The sequence below is a fragment of the Vibrio iocasae genome, from assembly GCF_042245395.1.
Lineage (GTDB): Bacteria > Pseudomonadota > Gammaproteobacteria > Enterobacterales > Vibrionaceae > Vibrio > Vibrio iocasae.
Genome location: NZ_CP145311.1, coordinates 3,027,033 through 3,048,047 on the forward strand (window position 1 = coordinate 3,027,033; position 21,015 = coordinate 3,048,047).

23 protein-coding genes are annotated in these 21,015 nt (G+C 44.4%); 6 read left to right on the top strand and 17 right to left on the bottom strand.

The window, feature by feature from the left end:
- The 8 genes from SNR28_RS23585 to prfB form a co-directional block, all read right to left on the bottom strand.
- A complete protein-coding gene (locus SNR28_RS23585; protein ID WP_375751323.1) occupies positions 1-627 on the bottom strand; it encodes a protein-L-isoaspartate(D-aspartate) O-methyltransferase in 627 nt (208 codons plus the stop codon).
- A gap of 5 nt (positions 628-632) precedes the next feature.
- The gene (surE, locus tag SNR28_RS23590; RefSeq protein ID WP_375751324.1) at positions 633-1,373 is read right to left on the bottom strand and encodes a 5'/3'-nucleotidase SurE; all 741 of its coding nucleotides are present in this window, start codon (positions 1,371-1,373) and stop codon (positions 633-635) included.
- Positions 1,374-1,414: 41 nt separating this feature from the next.
- Positions 1,415-2,461 carry a tRNA pseudouridine(13) synthase TruD gene (gene truD / locus SNR28_RS23595; RefSeq protein ID WP_375751325.1) on the bottom strand — a complete coding sequence of 349 codons (1,047 nt, stop codon included), beginning with the start codon at positions 2,459-2,461 and terminating at the stop codon, positions 1,415-1,417.
- A 3-nt stretch (positions 2,462-2,464) separates the two neighbouring features.
- Complete coding sequence (ispF, locus tag SNR28_RS23600) at positions 2,465-2,941, bottom strand: 2-C-methyl-D-erythritol 2,4-cyclodiphosphate synthase (RefSeq protein WP_375751326.1); 477 nt, start codon at positions 2,939-2,941, stop codon at positions 2,465-2,467.
- Entirely contained in the window at positions 2,938-3,588 is a 651-nt protein-coding gene (gene ispD, locus SNR28_RS23605) for a 2-C-methyl-D-erythritol 4-phosphate cytidylyltransferase (RefSeq protein WP_375754161.1), read from the bottom strand. Before ispD ends, ispF begins: the two co-directional genes overlap by 4 nt.
- Positions 3,589-3,651: 63 nt before the next feature.
- Entirely contained in the window at positions 3,652-3,927 is a 276-nt protein-coding gene (gene ftsB, locus SNR28_RS23610) for a cell division protein FtsB (protein WP_375754162.1), read from the bottom strand.
- A gap of 223 nt (positions 3,928-4,150) precedes the next feature.
- Entirely contained in the window at positions 4,151-5,674 is a 1,524-nt protein-coding gene (lysS, locus tag SNR28_RS23615; protein WP_375751327.1) for a lysine--tRNA ligase, read from the bottom strand.
- 23 nt (positions 5,675-5,697) lie between these two features.
- Positions 5,698-6,796 (bottom strand): peptide chain release factor 2 gene (prfB, locus tag SNR28_RS23620; RefSeq protein ID WP_375751329.1). Its coding sequence is split into 2 segments (ribosomal slippage): positions 5,698-6,720 and positions 6,722-6,796, totalling 1,098 coding nucleotides; the frame shifts between segments, so codons are not numbered across the junction.
- A gap of 231 nt (positions 6,797-7,027) precedes the next feature.
- On the opposite strand from prfB, the gene SNR28_RS23625 reads away from it, so the two are divergent.
- Positions 7,028-7,663 (top strand): hypothetical protein, encoded by a 636-nt coding sequence (locus SNR28_RS23625; RefSeq protein ID WP_375751330.1) that lies wholly within the window; start codon positions 7,028-7,030, stop codon positions 7,661-7,663.
- A gap of 149 nt (positions 7,664-7,812) precedes the next feature.
- Here SNR28_RS23625 and recJ read toward each other — a convergent pair whose 3' ends face one another.
- The 3 genes from recJ to xerD form a co-directional block, all read right to left on the bottom strand.
- Positions 7,813-9,552, bottom strand: a complete 1,740-nt coding sequence (gene recJ, locus SNR28_RS23630; protein ID WP_375751332.1) for a single-stranded-DNA-specific exonuclease RecJ — start codon at positions 9,550-9,552, stop codon at positions 7,813-7,815.
- Between the two features lie 68 nt (positions 9,553-9,620).
- Positions 9,621-10,421 carry a thioredoxin fold domain-containing protein gene (locus tag SNR28_RS23635; RefSeq protein ID WP_375751334.1) on the bottom strand — a complete coding sequence of 267 codons (801 nt, stop codon included), beginning with the start codon at positions 10,419-10,421 and terminating at the stop codon, positions 9,621-9,623.
- A gap of 24 nt (positions 10,422-10,445) precedes the next feature.
- Positions 10,446-11,342, bottom strand: coding sequence for a site-specific tyrosine recombinase XerD (xerD, locus tag SNR28_RS23640; RefSeq protein ID WP_375751336.1), 897 nt, complete (start codon positions 11,340-11,342; stop codon positions 10,446-10,448).
- Positions 11,343-11,504: 162 nt separating this feature from the next.
- Here xerD and fldB point away from each other — a divergent pair, with 162 nt between their 5' ends.
- A complete protein-coding gene (fldB, locus tag SNR28_RS23645; RefSeq protein WP_375751337.1) occupies positions 11,505-12,023 on the top strand; it encodes a flavodoxin FldB in 519 nt (172 codons plus the stop codon).
- Between the two features lie 54 nt (positions 12,024-12,077).
- Here fldB and brnQ read toward each other — a convergent pair whose 3' ends face one another.
- The gene (gene brnQ, locus SNR28_RS23650; RefSeq protein WP_375751338.1) at positions 12,078-13,388 is read right to left on the bottom strand and encodes a branched-chain amino acid transport system II carrier protein; all 1,311 of its coding nucleotides are present in this window, start codon (positions 13,386-13,388) and stop codon (positions 12,078-12,080) included.
- Positions 13,389-13,681: 293 nt separating this feature from the next.
- On the opposite strand from brnQ, the gene SNR28_RS23655 reads away from it, so the two are divergent.
- From SNR28_RS23655 to yacG, 3 genes are all read left to right on the top strand, one after another.
- A complete protein-coding gene (locus SNR28_RS23655; protein WP_375751339.1) occupies positions 13,682-14,404 on the top strand; it encodes a tRNA1(Val) (adenine(37)-N6)-methyltransferase in 723 nt (240 codons plus the stop codon).
- A gap of 95 nt (positions 14,405-14,499) precedes the next feature.
- Entirely contained in the window at positions 14,500-15,744 is a 1,245-nt protein-coding gene (gene srmB / locus SNR28_RS23660; RefSeq protein ID WP_375751340.1) for an ATP-dependent RNA helicase SrmB, read from the top strand.
- 10 nt (positions 15,745-15,754) lie between these two features.
- Positions 15,755-15,949, top strand: coding sequence for a DNA gyrase inhibitor YacG (gene yacG / locus SNR28_RS23665; RefSeq protein ID WP_375751341.1), 195 nt, complete (start codon positions 15,755-15,757; stop codon positions 15,947-15,949).
- A gap of 272 nt (positions 15,950-16,221) precedes the next feature.
- On the opposite strand, the gene rplS is transcribed toward yacG, so the two are convergent.
- The 5 genes from rplS to ffh all read right to left on the bottom strand — a co-directional run bounded on the left by rplS (position 16,222) and on the right by ffh (position 19,945).
- Positions 16,222-16,575 (bottom strand): 50S ribosomal protein L19, encoded by a 354-nt coding sequence (rplS, locus tag SNR28_RS23670; RefSeq protein WP_275130224.1) that lies wholly within the window; start codon positions 16,573-16,575, stop codon positions 16,222-16,224.
- 41 nt (positions 16,576-16,616) lie between these two features.
- On the bottom strand, positions 16,617-17,360 hold the full coding sequence (gene trmD / locus SNR28_RS23675; protein ID WP_375751343.1) for a tRNA (guanosine(37)-N1)-methyltransferase TrmD: 744 nt from the start codon (positions 17,358-17,360) through the stop codon (positions 16,617-16,619).
- Positions 17,361-17,383: 23 nt separating this feature from the next.
- Positions 17,384-17,938 (bottom strand): ribosome maturation factor RimM, encoded by a 555-nt coding sequence (gene rimM, locus SNR28_RS23680; protein WP_375754163.1) that lies wholly within the window; start codon positions 17,936-17,938, stop codon positions 17,384-17,386.
- An 18-nt stretch (positions 17,939-17,956) separates the two neighbouring features.
- On the bottom strand, positions 17,957-18,205 hold the full coding sequence (rpsP, locus tag SNR28_RS23685; protein ID WP_275130227.1) for a 30S ribosomal protein S16: 249 nt from the start codon (positions 18,203-18,205) through the stop codon (positions 17,957-17,959).
- A 339-nt stretch (positions 18,206-18,544) separates the two neighbouring features.
- Positions 18,545-19,945: a signal recognition particle protein gene (ffh, locus tag SNR28_RS23690; RefSeq protein ID WP_375751345.1), complete on the bottom strand. Its 1,401-nt coding sequence runs from the start codon at positions 19,943-19,945 to the stop codon at positions 18,545-18,547.
- Positions 19,946-20,134: 189 nt separating this feature from the next.
- Here ffh and SNR28_RS23695 point away from each other — a divergent pair, with 189 nt between their 5' ends.
- Positions 20,135-20,935, top strand: a complete 801-nt coding sequence (locus SNR28_RS23695; protein WP_375751346.1) for an inner membrane protein YpjD — start codon at positions 20,135-20,137, stop codon at positions 20,933-20,935.
- The last annotated feature ends 80 nt before the right edge of the window (positions 20,936-21,015 follow it).

Consider the following 21,015-nt stretch of genomic DNA (forward strand, 5'->3'; position numbering starts at 1 on the left):
TTACGCTAACTCACCTGCAACTAAAGGAACAAAGCGAACCTGTTCAATCACACTAGACAGGTACTCTTCACCACTTTTAACAATTTTAAGCAACTGTTGTTCGCTTCCGCCAACCGGAACGATAAGACGCCCGCCATCAGAAAGTTGATCTAATAGCGCGGCAGGGACTTCTGAAGCCGCGGCGGTAACAAGAATAGCATCAAACGGCGCTTTTCCTGGCCAACCTTGCCAGCCATCAGCATGCTTAGTAGATACATTGTAGATATCGAGCTGCTTTAAGCGTCTTTTGGCTTCCCACTGAAGCGCCTTGATGCGCTCTACGGAATAAACCTTGTCCACCAATTGAGCAAGAACTGCGGTTTGATAACCCGACCCCGTCCCAATTTCCAGAATCTTGCTATCAGACTTTAGCTCCAGTAGCTCAGTCATCTTCGCCACAATATAAGGTTGAGAAATCGTCTGACCATGTGCAATCGGCAGCGCATTATTGTCATACGCCTGATGCATCATAGCTTCAGATACAAATCTTTCCCTCGGCACTCTGCGAATAGCATCTAAAACTCTCGCATCTTGTATACCGCTGGAAGATAAAAATTCAATCAGGTTGTTCACCTGAACGTTATTCATGAATATTAACCTTTTAACCAATTACTCATACTACCCAAAGATTCATGGGCGGTAAGATCAACCTGCATTGGTGTGATGGATACCATATTTTGCTCAACAGCATAAAAATCGGTACCTTCACCAGCATCCTGCTCTTTACCCGGAGGGCCTAACCAGTAGACTTCGTGACCTCTTGGATCCTTCTGTTTAACCATGTTCTCTGCATGGTGACGTGCGCCTAATCTAGTGATTTGAGTTCCTTTGAGTTCCTCGTAAGGAACATCAGGAATATTTACATTTATAAGACGATTCGTAGGAATCGGATGTTTAATATGTTGCTCGACAATATTTCGAACAACCTGTTTTGCTGTATCGAAGTGCTTGTTTCCAACAAGCGAAAAAGCAACCGACTGTACCCCCAGAAAATGCCCTTCCATCGCAGCAGCAACCGTGCCCGAATAAAGAACGTCATCACCCAGGTTAGCACCATGATTAATGCCAGAAAGCACCAAGTCAGGGTAGTCATCTTTTAGCAGCTCATTCAAAGCCAAATGAACACAATCGGTAGGCGTTCCCTGAACCGAGTATATATTGTTTGATAGTTGCTTTACTCGTAATGGATTTTCCAGAGTCAGTGAATTGGAAGCGCCTGAACGGTTTCTGTCCGGAGCTACGATAATAATTTCCGCAATATCTGATAATGACTCAGCAAGCGCCTTAAGCCCTTCTGCATGTACTCCATCATCATTACTAAGCAAGATTTTCATTCATTCACTTCCATTTTCGATTTTCTAATTACAACTTCACTTCACGAATAGTGCCTTTCCGGCTCTGTTGTTTGTGCTATTTCACGAACAATGGACGTAGCAAAGCTACCTGAAGAGAGCGAAAACTGTAGTTTAATATTATGTTCGTCAATTACATAACTGAGATTATCAGGCTTAAGCAGTACCTCACGTCTATCATGACGCATTCGATTACCGCGAATGAGCGCCATCAAGTCTGGTTCTGCATCAACGACTCGTTGTTCTATAACTTGAGCATCAGCCTTTGAAGGAAGGTCATTATCTCCCGCTAATGCCGCGGTTAATGCCACCTCGCCAGATTGCAATCTGCTATTGAAAGCATCTAGCTCAGAAGATTCGAGCACCTTTTCATTTCCGTTTTCGGCAATCACGTCACCTTCAAGCAGGCGATTAAAGACATCCTGTTGAACTCTGTCAGAAACAATATGGTTGAAGATCCAAGAGCGAGCAGTTGACAGGAACATACTGCGTTTATTCTGATTACGAGTTCTTACGTTTTCTCTGCCCCAGCGTCTTGCTTCATTGAGGTTATTGCCTTCATGGCCAAATCGCTGAGCGCCAAAGTAGTTTGGAACACCGACTTCTATTATCTGCTTAATACGCTCTTCTGCCAAAGTAACGTCTGAAACCTCGGACAGTACCAATTCAAATTCATTACCCGTTAAATCACCAGGTCTGAGTTTTTTACTGTGTCGACTGGTTTCAAGAATCTGTACATTCGGATACTGTTTCTCAAAAGCAGAGAAATCTGGAGCATCACCTTTTGGAAGGTGAATACTTAGCCATTGCTCAGTCACTGCATGACGATCTTTAAGCCCCGCCCAGCTCACATCCTTAGACTTTACTCTGCAGACTTTAGCCAGCTCATTAGCGACAAAAGTAGTGTTTTCTCCACTCTTACGAATTCTTACCATCAGGTGCTCACCACTGCCGGTGAACTCAAACCCAAGAATTTCTTTAACAATAAAATGCTCAGGTGCAGCTTTAATCTTTGCTTGGATATCCGGCTTTCCATTCAAATAGGCCAGATCAGACAAAATATCAGTCATCAGTTATTTCTTCATTAGTAGAACAACAGCTTCACAGGCAATGCCTTCTTTACGGCCTGTAAACCCAAGTTTTTCGGTAGTCGTTGCCTTAACATTTACGTTGCCAATGCCAGTATCCAGATCTGCGGCAATCGCTTCGCGCATACTCTGGATGTATGGCAACATCTTTGGGGCCTGAGCAATAATGGTCACATCAAGGTTACCAATCTGGTACCCTCTCTCCTGCACCAGTTTATACACTTCACGCATCAGCATTCGGCTGTCTGCACCCTTCCACTCTTCATCCGTATCAGGAAAATGTCTGCCGATATCCCCTTCAGCTATCGCGCCAAGCAATGCATCCGTTAAAGCGTGAAGAGCAACATCACCATCAGAGTGAGCAATCAACCCCAGCTCATAAGGAACCGCTACGCCACCAATGATTACCGGGCCTTCTCCACCAAATTTATGTACGTCGAACCCATGACCAATTCTTATCATGCTTGTATCTCTCTGCTCAGGTAGAACTCAGCCAGAGCAAGATCTTCCGGCTGGGTTACTTTTAAATTGTCAGTTCGCCCTGCAACCAGCTTTGGTGATAAACCAAGCCACTCCATTGCAGAGGCTTCATCGGTAATTACGACATTGGCTTCCAGAGCCTCTTCCAGTGCTTCTTTGAGCTCTTTAATTTTAAACATTTGTGGTGTCAATGCATGCCACAGGTTTGCTCTTTCGACAGTAGATTCAATATTCTGTTCATTATTACTGCGCTTCATTGTGTCGCGCACTGGTGCAGCAAGAATGCCACCAACGGAATGCTCTGAAACCTGCTCTATCAGGTTATTGATATCTTCCGGTGCAACACAAGGACGCGCGGCATCATGCACCAATACCCAATTGTCGTTATTCGTATTTTTTTCCAGATAGGTCAAAGCAGAGAGAACCGAATCCGCCCTTTCCTTTCCGCCATTAACTCTGATTACTCTAGAATCATTGGCGATTGGAAGCTCTGAAAAGTACGGATCGCTTTCACTAATCGCAACAACAACAGTATCGATATAGGAATGTGCCAAGAGCTTTTCGATTGTATGCTCAAGAATAGTTTTACCGTGCAGTTGAAGATACTGCTTAGGGACATCAGCCTTCATTCGGCTGCCAACACCAGCAGCAGGCACAACAGCGTAGTATTTATTTTTACTCACTAGAACTCTCTACTTATTTTTACTCGATGTGTCACCAACTATTCTGTAAAAGGTCTCACCCTCTTTTACCATTCCAAGTTGATGTCGCGCTCTCTCTTCAATAGCGTCCAGTCCCTGACGTAAATCATCTATCTCAGCGAACATTTCGTCATTTCTCTCTTGTAGACCAGCATTCACTGTCTTCTGAACTTCTATTTCACTTGATACGTTCAGATAATCTGAGACACCATTTTTACCCCAGACAAGAGAATAAACCAGGAAGGAAAGGAGCAGAAAAAGCCCCATACTGAATAAGCGCACAGTAAAGATCTCTTTATTTAATCTGGTCGACATTTATAGCACACAGAGCTATCTACTGTCAGCTAGCAGACTGTCAGATACAAAAAAGGTGATCAGAAAGACCACCTTTTAGCTTTGTTCAAGTACGTCATCCCTGCAAAGGCAGGGATCTAGTCAACACAAGTTCACAAAACTCCTGCCTGCGCTGGCGAAATGACGAGTTTAATAATTAACCCTGTGGGCGCATTGCCGGGAACAGGATTACGTCACGGATAGTGTGAGTGTTGGTAAACAGCATTGCAAGACGGTCGATACCGATGCCCTGACCAGCCGTTGGTGGCAAGCCGTGCTCTAGTGCAGTGATGTAGTCCGCATCGTAGTACATTGCTTCATCATCACCCGCGTCTTTCGCTGCAACCTGTGCTTTAAAGCGCGCATCCTGATCTTCTGCATCGTTAAGCTCAGAGAAACCGTTAGCCACTTCTCGACCACCGATAAAGAACTCAAAACGGTCAGTGAAGAACGGGTTATCATCGTTACGACGAGCCAGTGGAGAGATATCCGCCGGGTAGCCGGTAATGAATGTTGGCTGGATTAGCTGAGGTTCAGCAGTTTCGCCAAAGATCTCTTCAAGTAGCTGACCACAAGTCCAGAAGCTTTCAACCTCTACGTGTACAGACTTAGCAATAGCAACCATCTTCTCACGATCCTGAAGGTCTTCTTCACTCAGCGCCTGAATGTCTGCGTGATCCGGGTTGTAGTGTTTAATAGCTTCGAACATGCTCATACGAGCGTAAGTGCCACCAAATTCAACCGTCTCTTCACCATAAGGCATAGATGTTGAACCAAGAACTTCCTGAGCAACAGTGCTTAGCATCTCTTCCGTCAGATCCATAAGATCGCGGTAATCAGCGTACGCCATATAGAATTCCATCATTGTAAATTCTGGGTTGTGACGTGGAGAAAGGCCTTCGTTACGGAAGTTACGGTTGATTTCGAATACACGATCAAAACCACCTACAGTCAGACGCTTAAGGTATAGCTCTGGTGCAACACGTAGGTACATGTCGATATCCAGCGCGTTGTGGTGAGTGATAAACGGACGAGCTGTTGCACCACCAGGAATCACGTGCATCATTGGGGTTTCAACTTCAAGGAACTGCTTAGAGCTCATAAAGTTACGGATTGCAGAAACCAGCTTAGAACGGATGATAAACGCAGTGCGAGAGTCTTCGTTCACAATCAGGTCAACGTAACGCTGACGGTAACGCATCTCTTGGTCAGTAAGACCGTGGAACTTCTCTGGAAGTGGGCGAAGTGCTTTCGTCAGCAGTTCATACTCTTCCATGTTTACGTAGAGATCGCCTTTACCTGACTTATGAAGCGCACCTTTCACACCGATGATGTCACCGATATCAAGGCCTTGATACTTCTCTTTCAGCTCTTTTTGAACTGGTTTAGCTGCGTATGCCTGAATACGGCCAGAAGTTTCCTGAACAACAAGGAATGGGCCACGCTTAGCCATTACACGACCAGCGATAGCGACTGTTTTATTCAGCTCTTCCAGTTCTTCTTTAGATTTTTCACCGAATTGCGCCTGAAGATCGCCCGCTAAGCTGTCGCGACGAAAATCATTAGGGTGACCATTTGCTTTGCAGCTCTTACGGATATGATCCAGTTTAGCGCGACGCTCAGCAATCAGCTTGTTCTCTTCCTGTTCGTTTAGTTCTGGCTGTTGAACCTGTTCAGTCATTGTTTTATACCCTTAAAATGCGCTTATAAGCCTGATTTCAGGCTTGCTTCGATAAATTTGTCTAAGTCACCGTCAAGAACCGCTTGAGTGTTACGGTTTTCAATGCCAGTGCGTAAATCTTTGATGCGAGAATCATCCAGTACATATGAGCGGATCTGGCTGCCCCAGCCGATATCCGATTTAGCGTCTTCGTTCGCCTGCTTTTCAGCATTTTGTTTCTGTAGTTCAAGCTCAAACAGTTTTGCTTTCAGCTGTTTCATCGCCTGATCTTTGTTCTTATGCTGAGAACGATCGTTCTGACACTGTACAACTGTGTTGGTCGGCAAGTGAGTAATACGAACCGCTGACTCGGTGGTGTTTACGTGCTGACCACCAGCACCCGATGCACGGTATACGTCAATACGTAAATCCGCCGGGTTGATATCAATCGCAATGTTGTCATCAATCTCTGGATAGATAAATGCAGAAGCAAATGAAGTATGGCGACGACCGCCTGAATCAAACGGAGATTTACGAACCAGACGGTGTACACCAGTCTCGGTACGTAACCAGCCGTAAGCATACTCACCCGCAATACGAACAGTTGCTGATTTCAGACCAGCCACATCACCTTCGGATACTTCGATAACTTCCGCTTTGAAGCCTTTAGCTTCCGCCCAGCGAAGGTACATACGCAGCATCATTGAAGTCCAGTCCTGAGCTTCTGTACCACCTGAACCAGATTGCAGGTCGATATAACAGTCAGAAGAGTCATGATCGCCAGAGAACATACGACGGAATTCAAGCTTTTCTAGCTTAGCTTCAAGCTCTGCAAGCTCTGGATCGATTTCATCGAAGGTTTCTTGATCTTCAGCTTCAATCGCAAGTTCAAGCAGACCGTCTACATCGTCTACACCCTGATCAAGCTGATCGATGGTTTCTACAACCGCTTCAAGTGAAGAACGCTCTTTACCCAGCGCCTGTGCACGCTCAGGTTCGTTCCATACATCCGGTTGTTCTAGTTCTGCATTTACTTCTTCAAGACGCTCTTTTTTGGCGTCATAGTCAAAGATACCCCCTAAGGACATTCGTACGTTCAGTCACGTCCTGCAGGCGGTTTTTTATAGGATTGATTTCAAACATTTCGAGTCTGTATTTTTGAATAGAATTTAACCGAGGAATTCTACTGAAAAATGTGACGAAGATACAGAAATTTTTCTACTCAAAAGTGGACCTTTTCCATCCATAAATACACGTCTAAAAAATATGTCAGCGTTATGTCAAACCCCTAAAAATGAACATGTACCTGACATTCACTTTATACAGTACGGAGATCTCGAATAACTAACGGTTTAGTAAATAAGGATTAGAGAGATGATGAAAACATCATTCAAGCTAGCGACATTAGCAGTGACGCTGATTTCTGGTACAGCAATGGCAGCAAACGAGCTATATATTCCAAACTATGCTTATCATTCTCAAGACGTACGCAACGTGTCAACTAAGGTTCATGTGACATATGAGGACAGTGGTGACACACTCAATTTTGGAGGCCAATACGGCATCAATGGTGTAGCTGCAGTTGGGTTAGACTACCGTAACTGGGATGGTGGAAATGATAGTGACACTTTCAACATTAATGGTCAGTACAACATCAATCAAAATGTGGTAATACACGGCTCTTACGATTTTGACGCTGCAAATCAGCTTACGGTAGGTGGTAAGTATGTTATGCCGGTTTCTTTTGGTATCGTGGATCTGGGTGCGAACTACCTGAACAGTAACTCTGACGACACACTTGAGTTTGAAGCAGGCTTGTTAGTTCCTATTGAACTGTTCTATTACCGTGGTGATGTTTCTTACCAAACCGATGCGGGTGAGGAGTTCCGGTTTGGTAACAAGTTTGGCTGGAGCAATGGTCAGGTCGATGCAAACCTGAGCCTGAACTATGTAGATGCAAAGCATTGGGATGATACGTTCTTTGGCTTTGAGGTTGATTACTACTTCTAAGGTTTGCGAATTTAAAGGCTTACCGGGAATACCTGATTCCATGAACCGCCTTCATTCTGACTTTGCACGACATGCCGATTCCATGTATCGGCATGTTCATTACATCAGGCACACCCGGTAAACCTCTATTCAACTTAAGGGAAGTAAGACTACTTTGCCTCTATATGTTCAACCATCAGTTGTAGTGACTGATTACCTCTGAACTCGTTGATATCCAGACGATAGGCAAGCGTTACAGTTTTGACTGATGCGTCAGGCCAGCGACGTAAATCAACGTTAAAAGCGATAGCATCCAGTGTCAGGTTGGTCGGAAAGCCTTTAAATAACGGCTCTACCATGAGTTTCAGGTGTTTTTCTCCCACAAGCTTCTGGTGCAAGACTTTGAATTCTCCATCGAACACAGGTTCTGGGAAATTTTGCCCCCATGGGCCACCAGCGCGAAGTTGTTCGGCAATAGCCATTGAAAACTCTTCAGGTTGTAGCTCACCGTCAGAAACAACCACACCTTTCAGCGCGGTTTCATCCAATTCTTTACGCACCGCCTCATCAAAAGCAGATGCAAACTGATTAAAGCTTTCTTCTTTAATAGTAAGTCCTGCCGCCATTGCGTGACCACCAAACTTGAGAATCATTCCCGGATGTTGTTTATCAATTAAATCCAGAGTGTCGCGCATATGCAGACCGGGAATAGAGCGACACGAACCTTTGATATAGCCATCACCACCATCAGCAAATGCTATCACCGGGCGATGAAACTTCTCTTTGATTCTGGACGCTAAAATCCCAATGACTCCCTGGTGCCAGTCACGCTGAAATAGCGCAAGGCCATAAGGTAACTCGTTGCCTTCTCCAAACTGAAGACGTTCACAGAAAGCCATGGCCTCCTGCTTCATCCCTTCTTCAATTTCTTTGCGAGTCTGGTTTAGTCCATCCAGCTCATTCGCCATCCTTCGTGCTGCATAGATGTTGTTACTCATCAAGAGTTCAACACCAAAAGACATGTCATCTAAACGACCTGCTGCGTTGATTCTTGGGCCTAAAGCGAAACCAAAATCAGCTGCGACGAGCCTTCTTGCATCGCGTTTAGCCACTTCGATCAATGCCTGAATGCCCGGTCGGCCCTTGCCTGCTCTTATCCGCTGTAATCCCTGATGAACCAATATTCGATTGTTTTCATCCAGAGGCACCACATCAGCAACGGTTCCCAAAGCGACCAAATCCAGCAACTCAGCCAGATTAGGCTCCTGAACACCATTGTTCTGAAACCAGTTTAACTCACGCATATGCGCTCTTAACGCCATCATTAAGTAGAAGGCGACCCCAACACCAGCCAATGACTTAGAAGGAAAATGACATGATTCGAGATTTGGATTCACCATGGCATCAGCATCAGGCAGCTCAGAGCCGGGAAGGTGATGATCGGTAACGATCACATCAATCCCCTTTGATTTGGCGTAACGGACACCTTCAATAGAAGAAACGCCATTGTCCACCGTCATGATGACATCAGCCTGATACTCAATAGCCTGCTCAACAACTTCAGGGCTTAAACCGTACCCATCTTCAAAACGATTTGGCACCAGATAATCGACACTTTTGCAGCCTAAACTACGCAGAGCAACGACAGACAAAGCGGAGCTCGTTGCGCCATCAGCGTCAAAATCTCCAACAACAATAATTCGCTTATCGTTTTCAATAAATTGAAGCAACAGTTCAACGGCTCTTTGTATTCCGTTTAACTTCTGAAAGGAAATCAGGCCTCTGGCAGATTTGTCTAGTTGTTCTGCAGAAGTGATTCCTCGGCTAATATAGATACGTTTTAAAAGTTGAGGGATGGTATCGGGAAGAAGAGACAAATCTACTTCAGGGCGGCGGGTAATTTCAATCATATTATCGGTGGTTCTGAGTTTGAGTAGACAGGGCTTCGTACTCTGAAGCCCTGTGATCTTTAGCTTGATTACATTTGCTCTAAACGCTGATACAAACCAGCAGGTGGCATATAACCAGCAACCAGTTTTCCATCAGGAAGGAAAATAGCAGGTGTCCCCGTAATTCCCAAGTCTCGGCCAAGATAGAATTGGTCAGAAATCTTCTGCTGACACTGTTCCAGATTACTCACCTCACCAGTGAACTTACGCTCGATCTTTACTTCATGCATCGACTTAGCAGGATCATCTGAACACCAGATTTGCGCCATTTGATCAGCAACGCTGCCTTCAGGGCCTTGTCTTGGGTAAGCCAGGTACCTCACCGTGATACCTAAATCGTTATAGCCTTGTATCTGGCTATGAAGCCTCACGCAATATGTGCAGGTGGTGTCGGTGAAAACAGTAATTGCATACTTCTCATCATCTGCCTTATAAACAATCATGTCATCGGCAAATTTCTCTATCATCTCAGCATTCATTGGCGCTTGCTTCTCTGCCAGTACATCAACCGGACGACCATTTTCATCAAACGAGAAGAAGGTACCTGAAATAAAGTGCTCACCTTTTGGATCTGAGTAAACCACACCACCGGTAGTCGTCACTTCAACGACACCCGCCATCGCAGTTTTTTCAATACTATTCACTTCAACACCCACAGCTTCGAAATGCTTTTTGATGGAAGCTTCATCAACAGAGGGGGTATTGATTCCTTCTGCCACTTCCACCGGGGCTGCTTCTTTTTCCTGAGTAACTTTAGGTTCCTCTGCTTCAGTACAGGCAGCAACCAAAAATGGAGAAACTACGAATAAAACTCGGCGTAAAACGCTCATGAAATTCACCTTATAATTATCTATTTAAGCTCGGGGGTGATGCTCTTTATGGATCTGCTTCAGCCTCTCTTTAGCTACGTGAGTATAAATTTGGGTTGTCGATAAGTCACTATGTCCCAATAACATCTGAACTACTCTGAGATCTGCACCATGATTCAAAAGATGTGTTGCGAAAGCATGTCTCAGAACATGCGGAGAGAGTGAATCGGTATCAATTCCCGCAATAACCGCATAATGCTTAATTCTGTGCCAGAAAGTTTGCCTCGTCATTTGCTTTGCCCGACTACTCGGAAAAACAACGTCAGAGGTTTTTTCCCCCATCAATTCAGACCGACCTTCCGTAAGAAAAGTTTCAATCCAGTCTATGGCATTCTCTCCCATAGGCACTAAGCGTTCTTTGTTACCCTTACCTATGATCCTGACAACCCCTTGCCTCAGACTCAGGTTTTCCATTGTCAGGCTCACCAACTCGGTTACTCGCAATCCAGTAGCATAGAGTAGCTCAAGCATTGCCTTATCACGCAGCTCGATAGGATTGTTTGGGTCAGGTGCATCCATCAAAGCTTCTACCTGATTTTCCGTTAGATCTTTTGGCAACCTTTTGGGTAACTTTGGTGAAATAAGGCGCGCACTAGGGTCATCTTCCCGAACCTGCTCATGGTTCATATACTGGAACAGCCGTCTGATTGCGGAAAGCATTCTTGCTCTGGATGTTTGCTTGTAACCTTTATCCAGCAACCATGCCTGATAGTCTTGCAAGTTCTCAGCACTAACAGTATCAAGAGCTAACGACTCCTTTTCCATCCACTGTAGCAAGCGATTTAAATCATTTCGGTATGAGGATAAGGTGTTTTCTGAAAGACCATTTTCAAGAAGCATAGTATCCAGAAATTGCTCCACCAAAGTCTGACTATTAATCATTCAATCTCTTGTTGGTATAAGTTACTCAGCCAATGAGTATTGCAAACTGATGAGTTAGAGTATGTCAGAGAAGTCTAAAATACTAGTTATTCTAACTTGTTAACGCTTAAATTATCGGTAGAATCCTGATCATCATCCTTTGAAATAACAAGCCTAACTTCTATGAAAATCGGACTTTTCTACGGTTCATCTACCTGTTACACCGAAATGGCAGCGGAAAAAATACGAGCCATTATTGGTGAAAAACTCGTTGATATTTATAACGTAAAAGACATACCGCTATCAAAGGTAGCAGACTATGACTTCTTGATTTTTGGTATTTCAACCTGGGATTTTGGTGAGATTCAGGAAGATTGGAACGAGATCTGGCCTGACGTTGGGAAAGTCTCTCTAGAAAACAAGTATGTCGCTCTATTCGGTCTCGGAGATCAAGAAGGCTACGGAGAGTGGTACCTTGATGCCATGGGTATGCTCCACGATGAGTTACAAGCGACAGGGGCACAATTCTTAGGTTACTGGCCAAATGAAGGTTACGAGTTCGAGGCCTCAAAAGCACTCACGGAAGATGGCTCTAAATTTGTGGGGTTAGCTCTCGATGAAGACTCTCAATATGAGCTTAGCGATGAAAGAATTGCTGCCTGGTGTGAGCAAATTCTGACTGAATACAGTGAGTTGTTGTAACACTCAAAATAGAAAGCCCGATGATGTATCGGGCTTTACTTTTATTTATCCAGATTAAGCCGTTTCTTGCGCCAACTGTTGTTGCCTACTAGGAATGATAAACATCGCCAGCAGAGCCACTGTAGTTGGTAGTACCCAGCCCATACCAAAGCTAAATAGTGGTAGAACTTCAAACACAGAGACATTGATACCAATAATCTTAGCTGCATCGATCAATGCAAAAAGCAAAGAGACGGAAAGAACGAATCGGTAAGCAAGCTGTGGGTTTGGCAGACGCTTTCTAAAGAAAGTAAGTGCGACCAGAGCAATTGCAACCGGGTAAAGTGCAAACAGCACAGGAACAGATAGTGCAATAAGCTGTGAAAGACCTACATTAGCTACCGTTGCACAAGCAATACCGTTAATGATAACCCAAGCTTTATAAGGTACAGGTGTCAAAGAGCAAAAGTAGTCTGAACACGCAGAAATCAAACCAATCGCCGTTGTTAAACAAGCCAACAGAACAATAACGGACAATACCACCTGACCTGACGGTCCAAACAGAGCCTGAACATACTGGCTGAGAACAACACCACCATTATCTGCATTTACTGCAACCTCAGTACTGGTCGCTCCAAGATAAAACAGTGAAATATAGACAAACGCTAATCCTGATGCCGCAATTACCGCTGCCATGGTCAGGTATTTCGTCGTCGCTTTCTTCTCTGTAATGCCTTTTTTACGCAATACATCTACGATTAGCATACCGAACATTAAAGCACCAAAGGTATCCATTGTGTTGTAACCTTCAAGGAACCCTGTTGTTAGAGGCTGAGAGACATAATCTCCCTGAGCAGCCATGATAGCGCCCTGTGGATTCACAAAGACTGAAAATGCCAGCACAAGTAAACCGACAAACAAAGCTGGCGTCAGTACTTTACCGATAATGTCGATAAGTTTTCCTTGTGACCAGGCAAAGTACATTGCCACCGCAAAGAAGAATATTGAGAATATCGCAAGATCAAACTGGCCAGCGTCGGTCAAGAAAGGCTTCACTGCCATTTCGTACGCAACTAATCCTGTTCTGGGTGCAGCAAAAGCAGGGCCAATAATGATAAATATTAAAACTGCAATTAACGTGGCCGCTTGTTTTGGAAGATCTTTCGTCAGCAGATCCCAGGTTCCACCCGCAACAGCTATCGCTATAATGGTAATTAAAGGTAAGCCTACCGCAGTAACCAGAAAACCGCTCATAGCCGGGAGGACATTTTCACCTGCTAACTGACCAGCCAGAGGAGGAAAAATGATATTGCCAGCCCCTAGAAAAAAGGCAAAAAGCATGAAGCCCACGGCAATTACATCTGAGAATTTAAGGCTCTGTTTCATTAGACACCCTTATATAAAATTGTATAGATAGAAATTTAATTAGAATATAAATCCAATTCAAGGCGACAGATCATGAATAAGTTCGAGTTATTTATCAATAGAATCTAAAAATTCAACATATAAATCCAATTAAGATATATGTAATCAGTATGTTTGACTGGGCTGGATGATTTATGCAGCAGATATACAAATAAAAACCAACAATACAAAGAACATGAAATTAAGATGATATGACTAATATTTATTTTAATTTTAGAAATATGAGCCATAAGAGAATAATTTAACAAAAGATCATGAAAAAAATTAACAAGACCACAAAAGACTTTATGTTTAAAGAGTTCTCAATATACGGTGGATTATCTGGAATGCCTGTAAGCACTGACGGAGTCCTGCTGGGTGCGTGGTTTAACTGCTATAAAGAAACACCTCAGGTACTGGATATTGGCACCGGAACTGGCTTGCTCTCTCTCATGTGTGCTCAACGCTTTACTCGCTCTAAGATTACAGCTGTGGAAATTGACCACGAGGCAGCAAAAGCCGCGACCATTAACTTTGGAACCAGTAACTGGAATGAAAGAATAACGCTGCTTCAGCAAGATATTCTGGACTATGTTCCAGATGAAAGGTTTGACACCATAGTTTGTAATCCCCCTTATTTTGTATCTGGAGAGCAATCTCACATTCAACAACGCGCTACAGCCAGACATACAGGATGTTTAGAGCATCAAGCCTTGCTCATAAAATGCCTTGAGATTCTAGAAGTCGATGGAAATGCATGCTTTATACTTCCTCTGACTGAGGGAGAGCAGTTTATTGAAATTGCTAGGAATCTGGGATGGCACTTAACTGCATTATGCAGAGTTAAACCTACCAATAGAAAAGCTACAAACAGGTTATTGATTGAGCTTTCTCCAATGCCTAAGCCCTTGTCTGCAACAGAGATAACTATCAGAGACTCAGAAGGGTATACAAAACCATTTACAGAGCTTACAAAGAGCTTCTATTTAAAGATGTAGTATTGCGAAAGATCCTTTATAATGCGCGGTCTGTCTGAGGCCATGACACATTCATCACCTCACCTTTTTTACTCAATGCTTGCGGAGATCTTATTGTGATCAGAAATTTTGCAGAACTGGAACTGGATATTGAACTACTGGATGCCATCAAAGATATTGGCTTTGATCGTCCAACTCAAGTCCAGGCGGAAGCAATTCCACAAGCACTGGATGGCAGGGATATTCTGGCATCAGCACCAACAGGTACTGGCAAAACAGCGGCTTTTGTTCTTCCTGCACTGCAATACCTTCTAGATTTTCCACGTAGAAAAGCTGGCCCGGCACGCGTATTGATTCTGACGCCTACCCGTGAACTAGCAATACAGGTTTCAGAACAAGCTCAAGCACTGGCGAAGAACACGAACCTTAAAGTATTTACCATCACAGGTGGTGTTCAGTATCAGGAGCATGCGGATATCCTCTCTACCACTCAGGATATCGTAGTAGCAACACCTGGCCGTTTAATGGAGTACATTGAAGCTGAACGCTTTGATTGCCGCGCTATTGAGTGGTTAATTCTTGATGAAGCAGACCGCATGCTGGATATGGGTTTCGGCCCTGTTGTCGATCGCTTGTCTGCTGAGTGCCGCTGGCGTAAGCAAACACTTCTTTTCTCCGCAACGCTCGAAGGACGTGGCGTTGAAGGCTTCACTGCTGATCTTTTAAAAGAGCCAGCTGAAATTGATGCTCAACCATCCCGTCGTGAGCGCAAAAAGATCACTCAGTGGTATCACCGTGCAGACAGCATGGAACATAAACTAGAGCTTCTAAAGCATATTGTTACTGAACAAGCTGAACGCTCAATTATCTTCCTGAAAACACGTGAGCGTCTTGCTGACTTACGTTCTCAACTGGAAAGTGCACAGATCCCATGTAGCTGGATTCAGGGAGAAATGCCTCAGGACAGACGCAACAACGCTATTCGTCGCTTCCGAGATGGTGATGTTAATGTTCTTCTGGCTACTGACGTTGCCGCGCGTGGTATCGATTTACCAGACGTTTCTCATGTTATTAACTTCGACCTGCCTCGCACTGCCGATGTTTACCTGCATCGTATCGGCCGTACAGCCCGTGCCGGTAAAAAAGGCAGCGCACTTTCTATTGTAGAAGCTCACGATCAGCCAATGATGGACAGAATTGCTCGCTACACGAAAGAAGATATCAAAGAACGCTTTGTTGAAGGGATGCGTCCTAAACACAAAAAGCCTGTGTTCAAGAAAAAGAAAAAAACGAAAGCTGCGGACAAGAAAAAAGCCACTGCTGCGAAAGCGAAAAAGAAAGTAGCGAAGAAGAAAAAGTAAGGAAACGACTATGTCTAAAGTTACCATCGTAAAATGCCCGACCTGTCAAAGCGACGTTGAGTGGACTGAAGAAAGCAAGTTTCGCCCTTTCTGCAGCAAAAAATGTCAGATGATAGATTTCGGTGAGTGGGCAGATGAAGAGAATTCCATTCCGGGTGCCCCGGATATGTCTGACTCAGACGGTTGGTCTGAGGATACTTATTAAGGTTCTTGGTTCTTCTAGTTCCCACGGTCCCCGTGGGAATTCATAACACTGGTAGGCATTACCACGCAGAGCGTGGGAACGAGTGTATAGAATAAACTTTGAGAATTAAGCGCAGAGATTTTTTGCAAGAGCAATGAGGAAGCGCGGAGTTTACGATAGTAAATGAGCACTGACGAAGCGGCTATTGCGAAAAATAGCCAGCTTAAATCCAAAGTAAAAAAAGGGGCTCCAACTGGAACCCCTTCTTCTTTATGAGAAATGCTGGTTTAGCATTACTTCTTAGCAAGCTTCTCTTTGATACGAGCTGACTTACCAGAACGCTCACGTAGGTAGTACAACTTGGCACGACGTACTGCACCACGGCGTTTAACTTCAATGCTATCAACCATTGGAGAGTGAGTTTGGAACGTACGTTCAACACCTTCACCGTTCGAGATCTTACGAACAGTGAATGCAGAATGTAGACCACGGTTACGTACAGCGATTACAACGCCTTCAAAAGCCTGTAGACGCTCACGGTCACCTTCTTTAACCTTAACCTGAACAACAACAGTGTCACCTGGTGCGAACTTTGGAAGGTCAGATTTCATTTGCTCTTGCTCAAGAGCTTTGATGATGTTACTCATTTTTAAATTTCCTAGAATAAACTGATACTAAATTAAATAGGTTACTTAGCTTTATGTTCTCTAATGAACTCAGCCAGTAATTGTTCCTGTTCGTCAGTCAGAGCTAGGTTTTCCAGGAGCTCTGGTCTTCTAAGCCAAGTACGGCCTAACGACTGCTTTAGTCGCCAGCGACGAATGTCCTTGTGGTTTCCGGATTTCAGTACTCCTGGTACTTCTTCTCCATCCAGCACTTCAGGACGAGTATAGTGCGGACAATCCAGCAAGCCATTGGCAAAAGAGTCTTCCTCTGCTGACGCAAAATCTCCAAGTACGCCCGGTATAAACCTTGATACTGAGTCTATTAACGTCATGGCTGGCAGTTCGCCACCCGTCATCACAAAATCTCCGATTGACCATTCTTCGTCAACCTCAGATTGTATGATGCGTTCATCTATCCCTTCGTAACGACCACAAATCAGAAGCATGTTCTCATTTGTTGCCAGTTCCTCTACCCCTTTCTGGTCGAGCTTACGACCTTGTGGGGAAAGATAGATTACCTTCGTCTTTCCCGGTGAAGCTTTCTTGGCAGTATGAATAGCATCGCGCAAAGGCTGTACCATCATTAACATACCAGGACCGCCACCGTAAGGTCTGTCATCGACTGTTCGATGTTTGTCGTGAGTGAAATCCCGAGGATTCCATGTCTCAACTGACAAAAGACCTTTTTTAACCGCTTGACCTGTAACTCCAAATTCAGTGATTGAACGGAACATTTCAGGAAATAGGCTTATTACGCCAACCCACATCGTTCTATCGCTCCACTGCGGAGTTAAAATCCAGGATCCCAGTCAACTTCGATCCGTTGAGCTTCGCGATCAATATTCTTGATCACCTGCTCTTCAAGGAACGGAATTAAACGTTCCTTTTGACCAAAAGCATCTTTAAGATTCGCTTTCACAACCAAAACATCGTTTGAACCGGTTTCAAGCATATCTGTAACTTTACCAAGGTCGTAACCTTTGGTTGTTACCACTTGCATACCAAACAATTCGCGCCAGTAGAACTCATCTTCTGACAGCTCTGGTAGTGAGTCTGGGTTGATAGAGATTTCAAAGTTTGTCAGTAAGTGAGCTTCCTCACGAACATCCATACCTTCAAGCTTAGCTACCATACCTTTGTTATGGCGCTTCCAGCTCTCTACTTTATATTCAACCCACTGCCCTTTTTGGTTAATAAACCAAGGGCTGTAATCAAAAATACTTTCAGCGTCGTCTGTGAAAGAAATAACTTTAAGCCAGCCACGAATACCATATGTAGCGCCAAATTTGCCGACTACCATTTTTTCGTTTTGCTCACTCATTGTCTCTTTTCCTTCCATCGACATGATTTTGTTACTGACCAATTAAGCCGCTTTTTGAGCGTCTTTAACTAGCTTAGCAACGCGATCAGATAGAGAAGCACCTTCGCCAACCCAGTGGTTAACGCGGTCTAGGTCTAGACGTAGACCTTCTTCCTGACCTTGAGCAGTTGGGTTGAAGAAACCAACTTTCTCGATGTAGCGACCAGTAGCAGCGAAGCGGCTATCTGCAACTACGATTTGATAAAATGGACGCTTCTTAGCGCCGTGACGTGCCAAACGAATGGTTACCATATCGTCCTCTTTGCTTTCTCAATAATAAAATAAACCCCAAAGAAGTAGTTTCTTGGGGCCTCGTGCCAATTTAAAGCCCCGGAATTTTACTCTTCTTAGGATGTTTTGCAAGCAAAATGTGATGTTGGTGGGGTAAATAATAGACTCTATTTCTAGCTAACTTGTCTAGTTCCCACGGTCTCCGTGGGAATTCATATCGGACTTGCTACTTCAAGCAATACCAGACTTCCTAACCTGAGGTATGCATTATCACGCAGGAGCGTGGGAACGAGCACAACTATACAAAAAAAAGGTGGTCAATTGACCACCTCTGTTATCTTTGATTTAAGGATTGGGGTATTAACGTCCGAAACGACCGAATCCGCCTGGGCCACCCATACCGCCCATGCCTCCCATTCCGCCCATCATGCCTTGCATGTTACGCATCATGCCTTTCATACCACCCTTCTGCATCTTCTTCATCATCTTCTGCATTTGAGTGAACTGCTTAAGCAGGCGGTTTACATCTTGAATCTGTACACCAGAACCAGCAGCAATACGCTTCTTGCGAGAGCCTTTGATGATTTCAGGGCGTTGACGCTCTTTCATTGTCATTGAGCTGATGATTGCTTCCATCTGCTTAAACATCTTGTCGTCAACTTTATCTTTTACATCAGCCGGTAGGTTGTTCATGCCTGGAAGCTTATCCATCATGCCCATCATACCACCCATGTTCTGCATCTGACCTAATTGCTCTCGGAAGTCTTCAAGGTCAAAACCTTTCTTTTCTTTGAACTTCTTCGCCAGCTTTTCAGCTTTCTTCTTATCGACATTACGCTCTAGATCTTCGATAAGAGAAAGAACGTCACCCATGCCAAGAATACGAGAAGCAACACGATCCGGATGGAAAGGTTCAAGCGCGTCAGTCTTTTCACCAACACCAAGGAACTTGATAGGCTTGCCAGTAATGTGACGAACAGAAAGTGCCGCACCACCACGCGCATCACCGTCCACTTTAGTCAGGATAACACCTGTTAGTGGTAGTGCATCGCCAAATGCTTTCGCTGTATTTGCCGCATCCTGACCCGTCATTGCGTCCACAACAAACAAGGTTTCTACAGGAGTGATCGCTGAGTGAAGCTCCTGAATCTCACCCATCATCTGCTCATCAATAGCAAGACGACCCGCGGTATCGACAATCAGAACGTCAAAGAATTTCTTCTTCGCGTGGTCAATTGCAGCGTTTGCGATATCAATAGGTTTTTGATCTGCTGAAGAAGGGAAGAAATCAACACCGATATCCGATGCCAGTGTTTCCAGCTGTTTGATCGCCGCAGGGCGGTAAACGTCGGCAGACACGACAAGTACTTTCTTCTTGTCACGCTCTTTAAGGAGTTTAGAAAGCTTACCGACACTGGTCGTTTTACCGGCACCTTGCAGACCGGCCATCAAAATAACCGCAGGTGGCTGAGCTGCCAGATCCAACGCTTCGTTGGATTCGCCCATCACACCTTCCAGCTCTGACTGAACGATCTTGATGAACTCCTGCCCCGGAGTCAGAGATTTAGAAACCTCGATACCTACCGCGCTTTCTTTAACTCTTTTGATAAAGTCACGTACAACAGGAAGAGCGACGTCCGCTTCAAGAAGTGCCATACGCACTTCACGTAGCGTCTCTTTAATATTGTCTTCTGTAAGGCGACCTTTACCGCTGATATTTTTCAGCGTACTGGATAGTCTATCCGTTAAATTCTCAAACATGTCTGTCTCTTTCGATCAATTCGATTTCGCAAAGCGAATAATTGCAGAGAGTATACCCCACTGGCCGATGATCAATCAAAATGTGCATTTAAATTGGCTGATTTCTTTGCTCTCTCACAAAAACCCGGATAGCTCATCTTATGGAACCGAGTTATAATCTGTTAATTATTTGAGAAAATTTCGGAAAGCATGGACAGTTTACTCGCAGTTGTTGCCGCTATTTTATACACACTCTCCATCGGTATGATCGTACCGGGGTTAGCGCACCAGACAGGAATAAGAACTAAGACTGTATTTGTTAGTGCGATACTAGCTCTATTTTTTCATGCCTGGCTGCTTCACGATCTGATCCATACGGATGGTGTAACTGGACAAAACCTGAGCATTCTAAATGTCGCTTCTGTTATCAGCTTTATTATTTCGCTGGTAATGAGTGTGGCCATGCTAAAAACTCGCCTTTGGTTCTTATTACCTGTCGTTTATAGCTTTTCAGCAATGAACATCCTGGCTTCTGCTTTCCTTCCCGGGGCTGTAGTCATGCATTTCGAGAACAACCCTGGCCTGCTAATTCATATCACGCTGGCTCTGTTCTCATACGCAACATTAACGATCGGTGCACTGTTTGCCTTGCAGCTTGCATGGCTTGATTACAAGTTGAAAACCAAGAAAGCACTGGCTATCAACCCGAACCTTCCACCATTATTAAAGATAGAACGTCAACTTTTCCGTATCATTCTAATTGGTACCGGACTTCTGACTCTTACCCTTATCTCGGGCTTCATCTTCCTTGAAGATATGTTTGCTCAGGGCAAAGCTCACAAAGCAATCCTGTCGATGATCGCATGGGTAGTGTATTCGGCATTGCTTTGGGGACACTACCACAAAGGATGGCGCGGCAGAAAAGTCACCTGGTACGCAATGGCCGGAGCATGTTTGCTTACCCTTGCCTACTTTGGTAGTCGATTTGTGAGTGAGATTATTCTTTCTTAGCCCTACTCTACGACTTAAATCTATTTGACAGCTCAGTTTAATTAGGTCATTAATTGAGCAGGATTATAAAAAGGAAACTC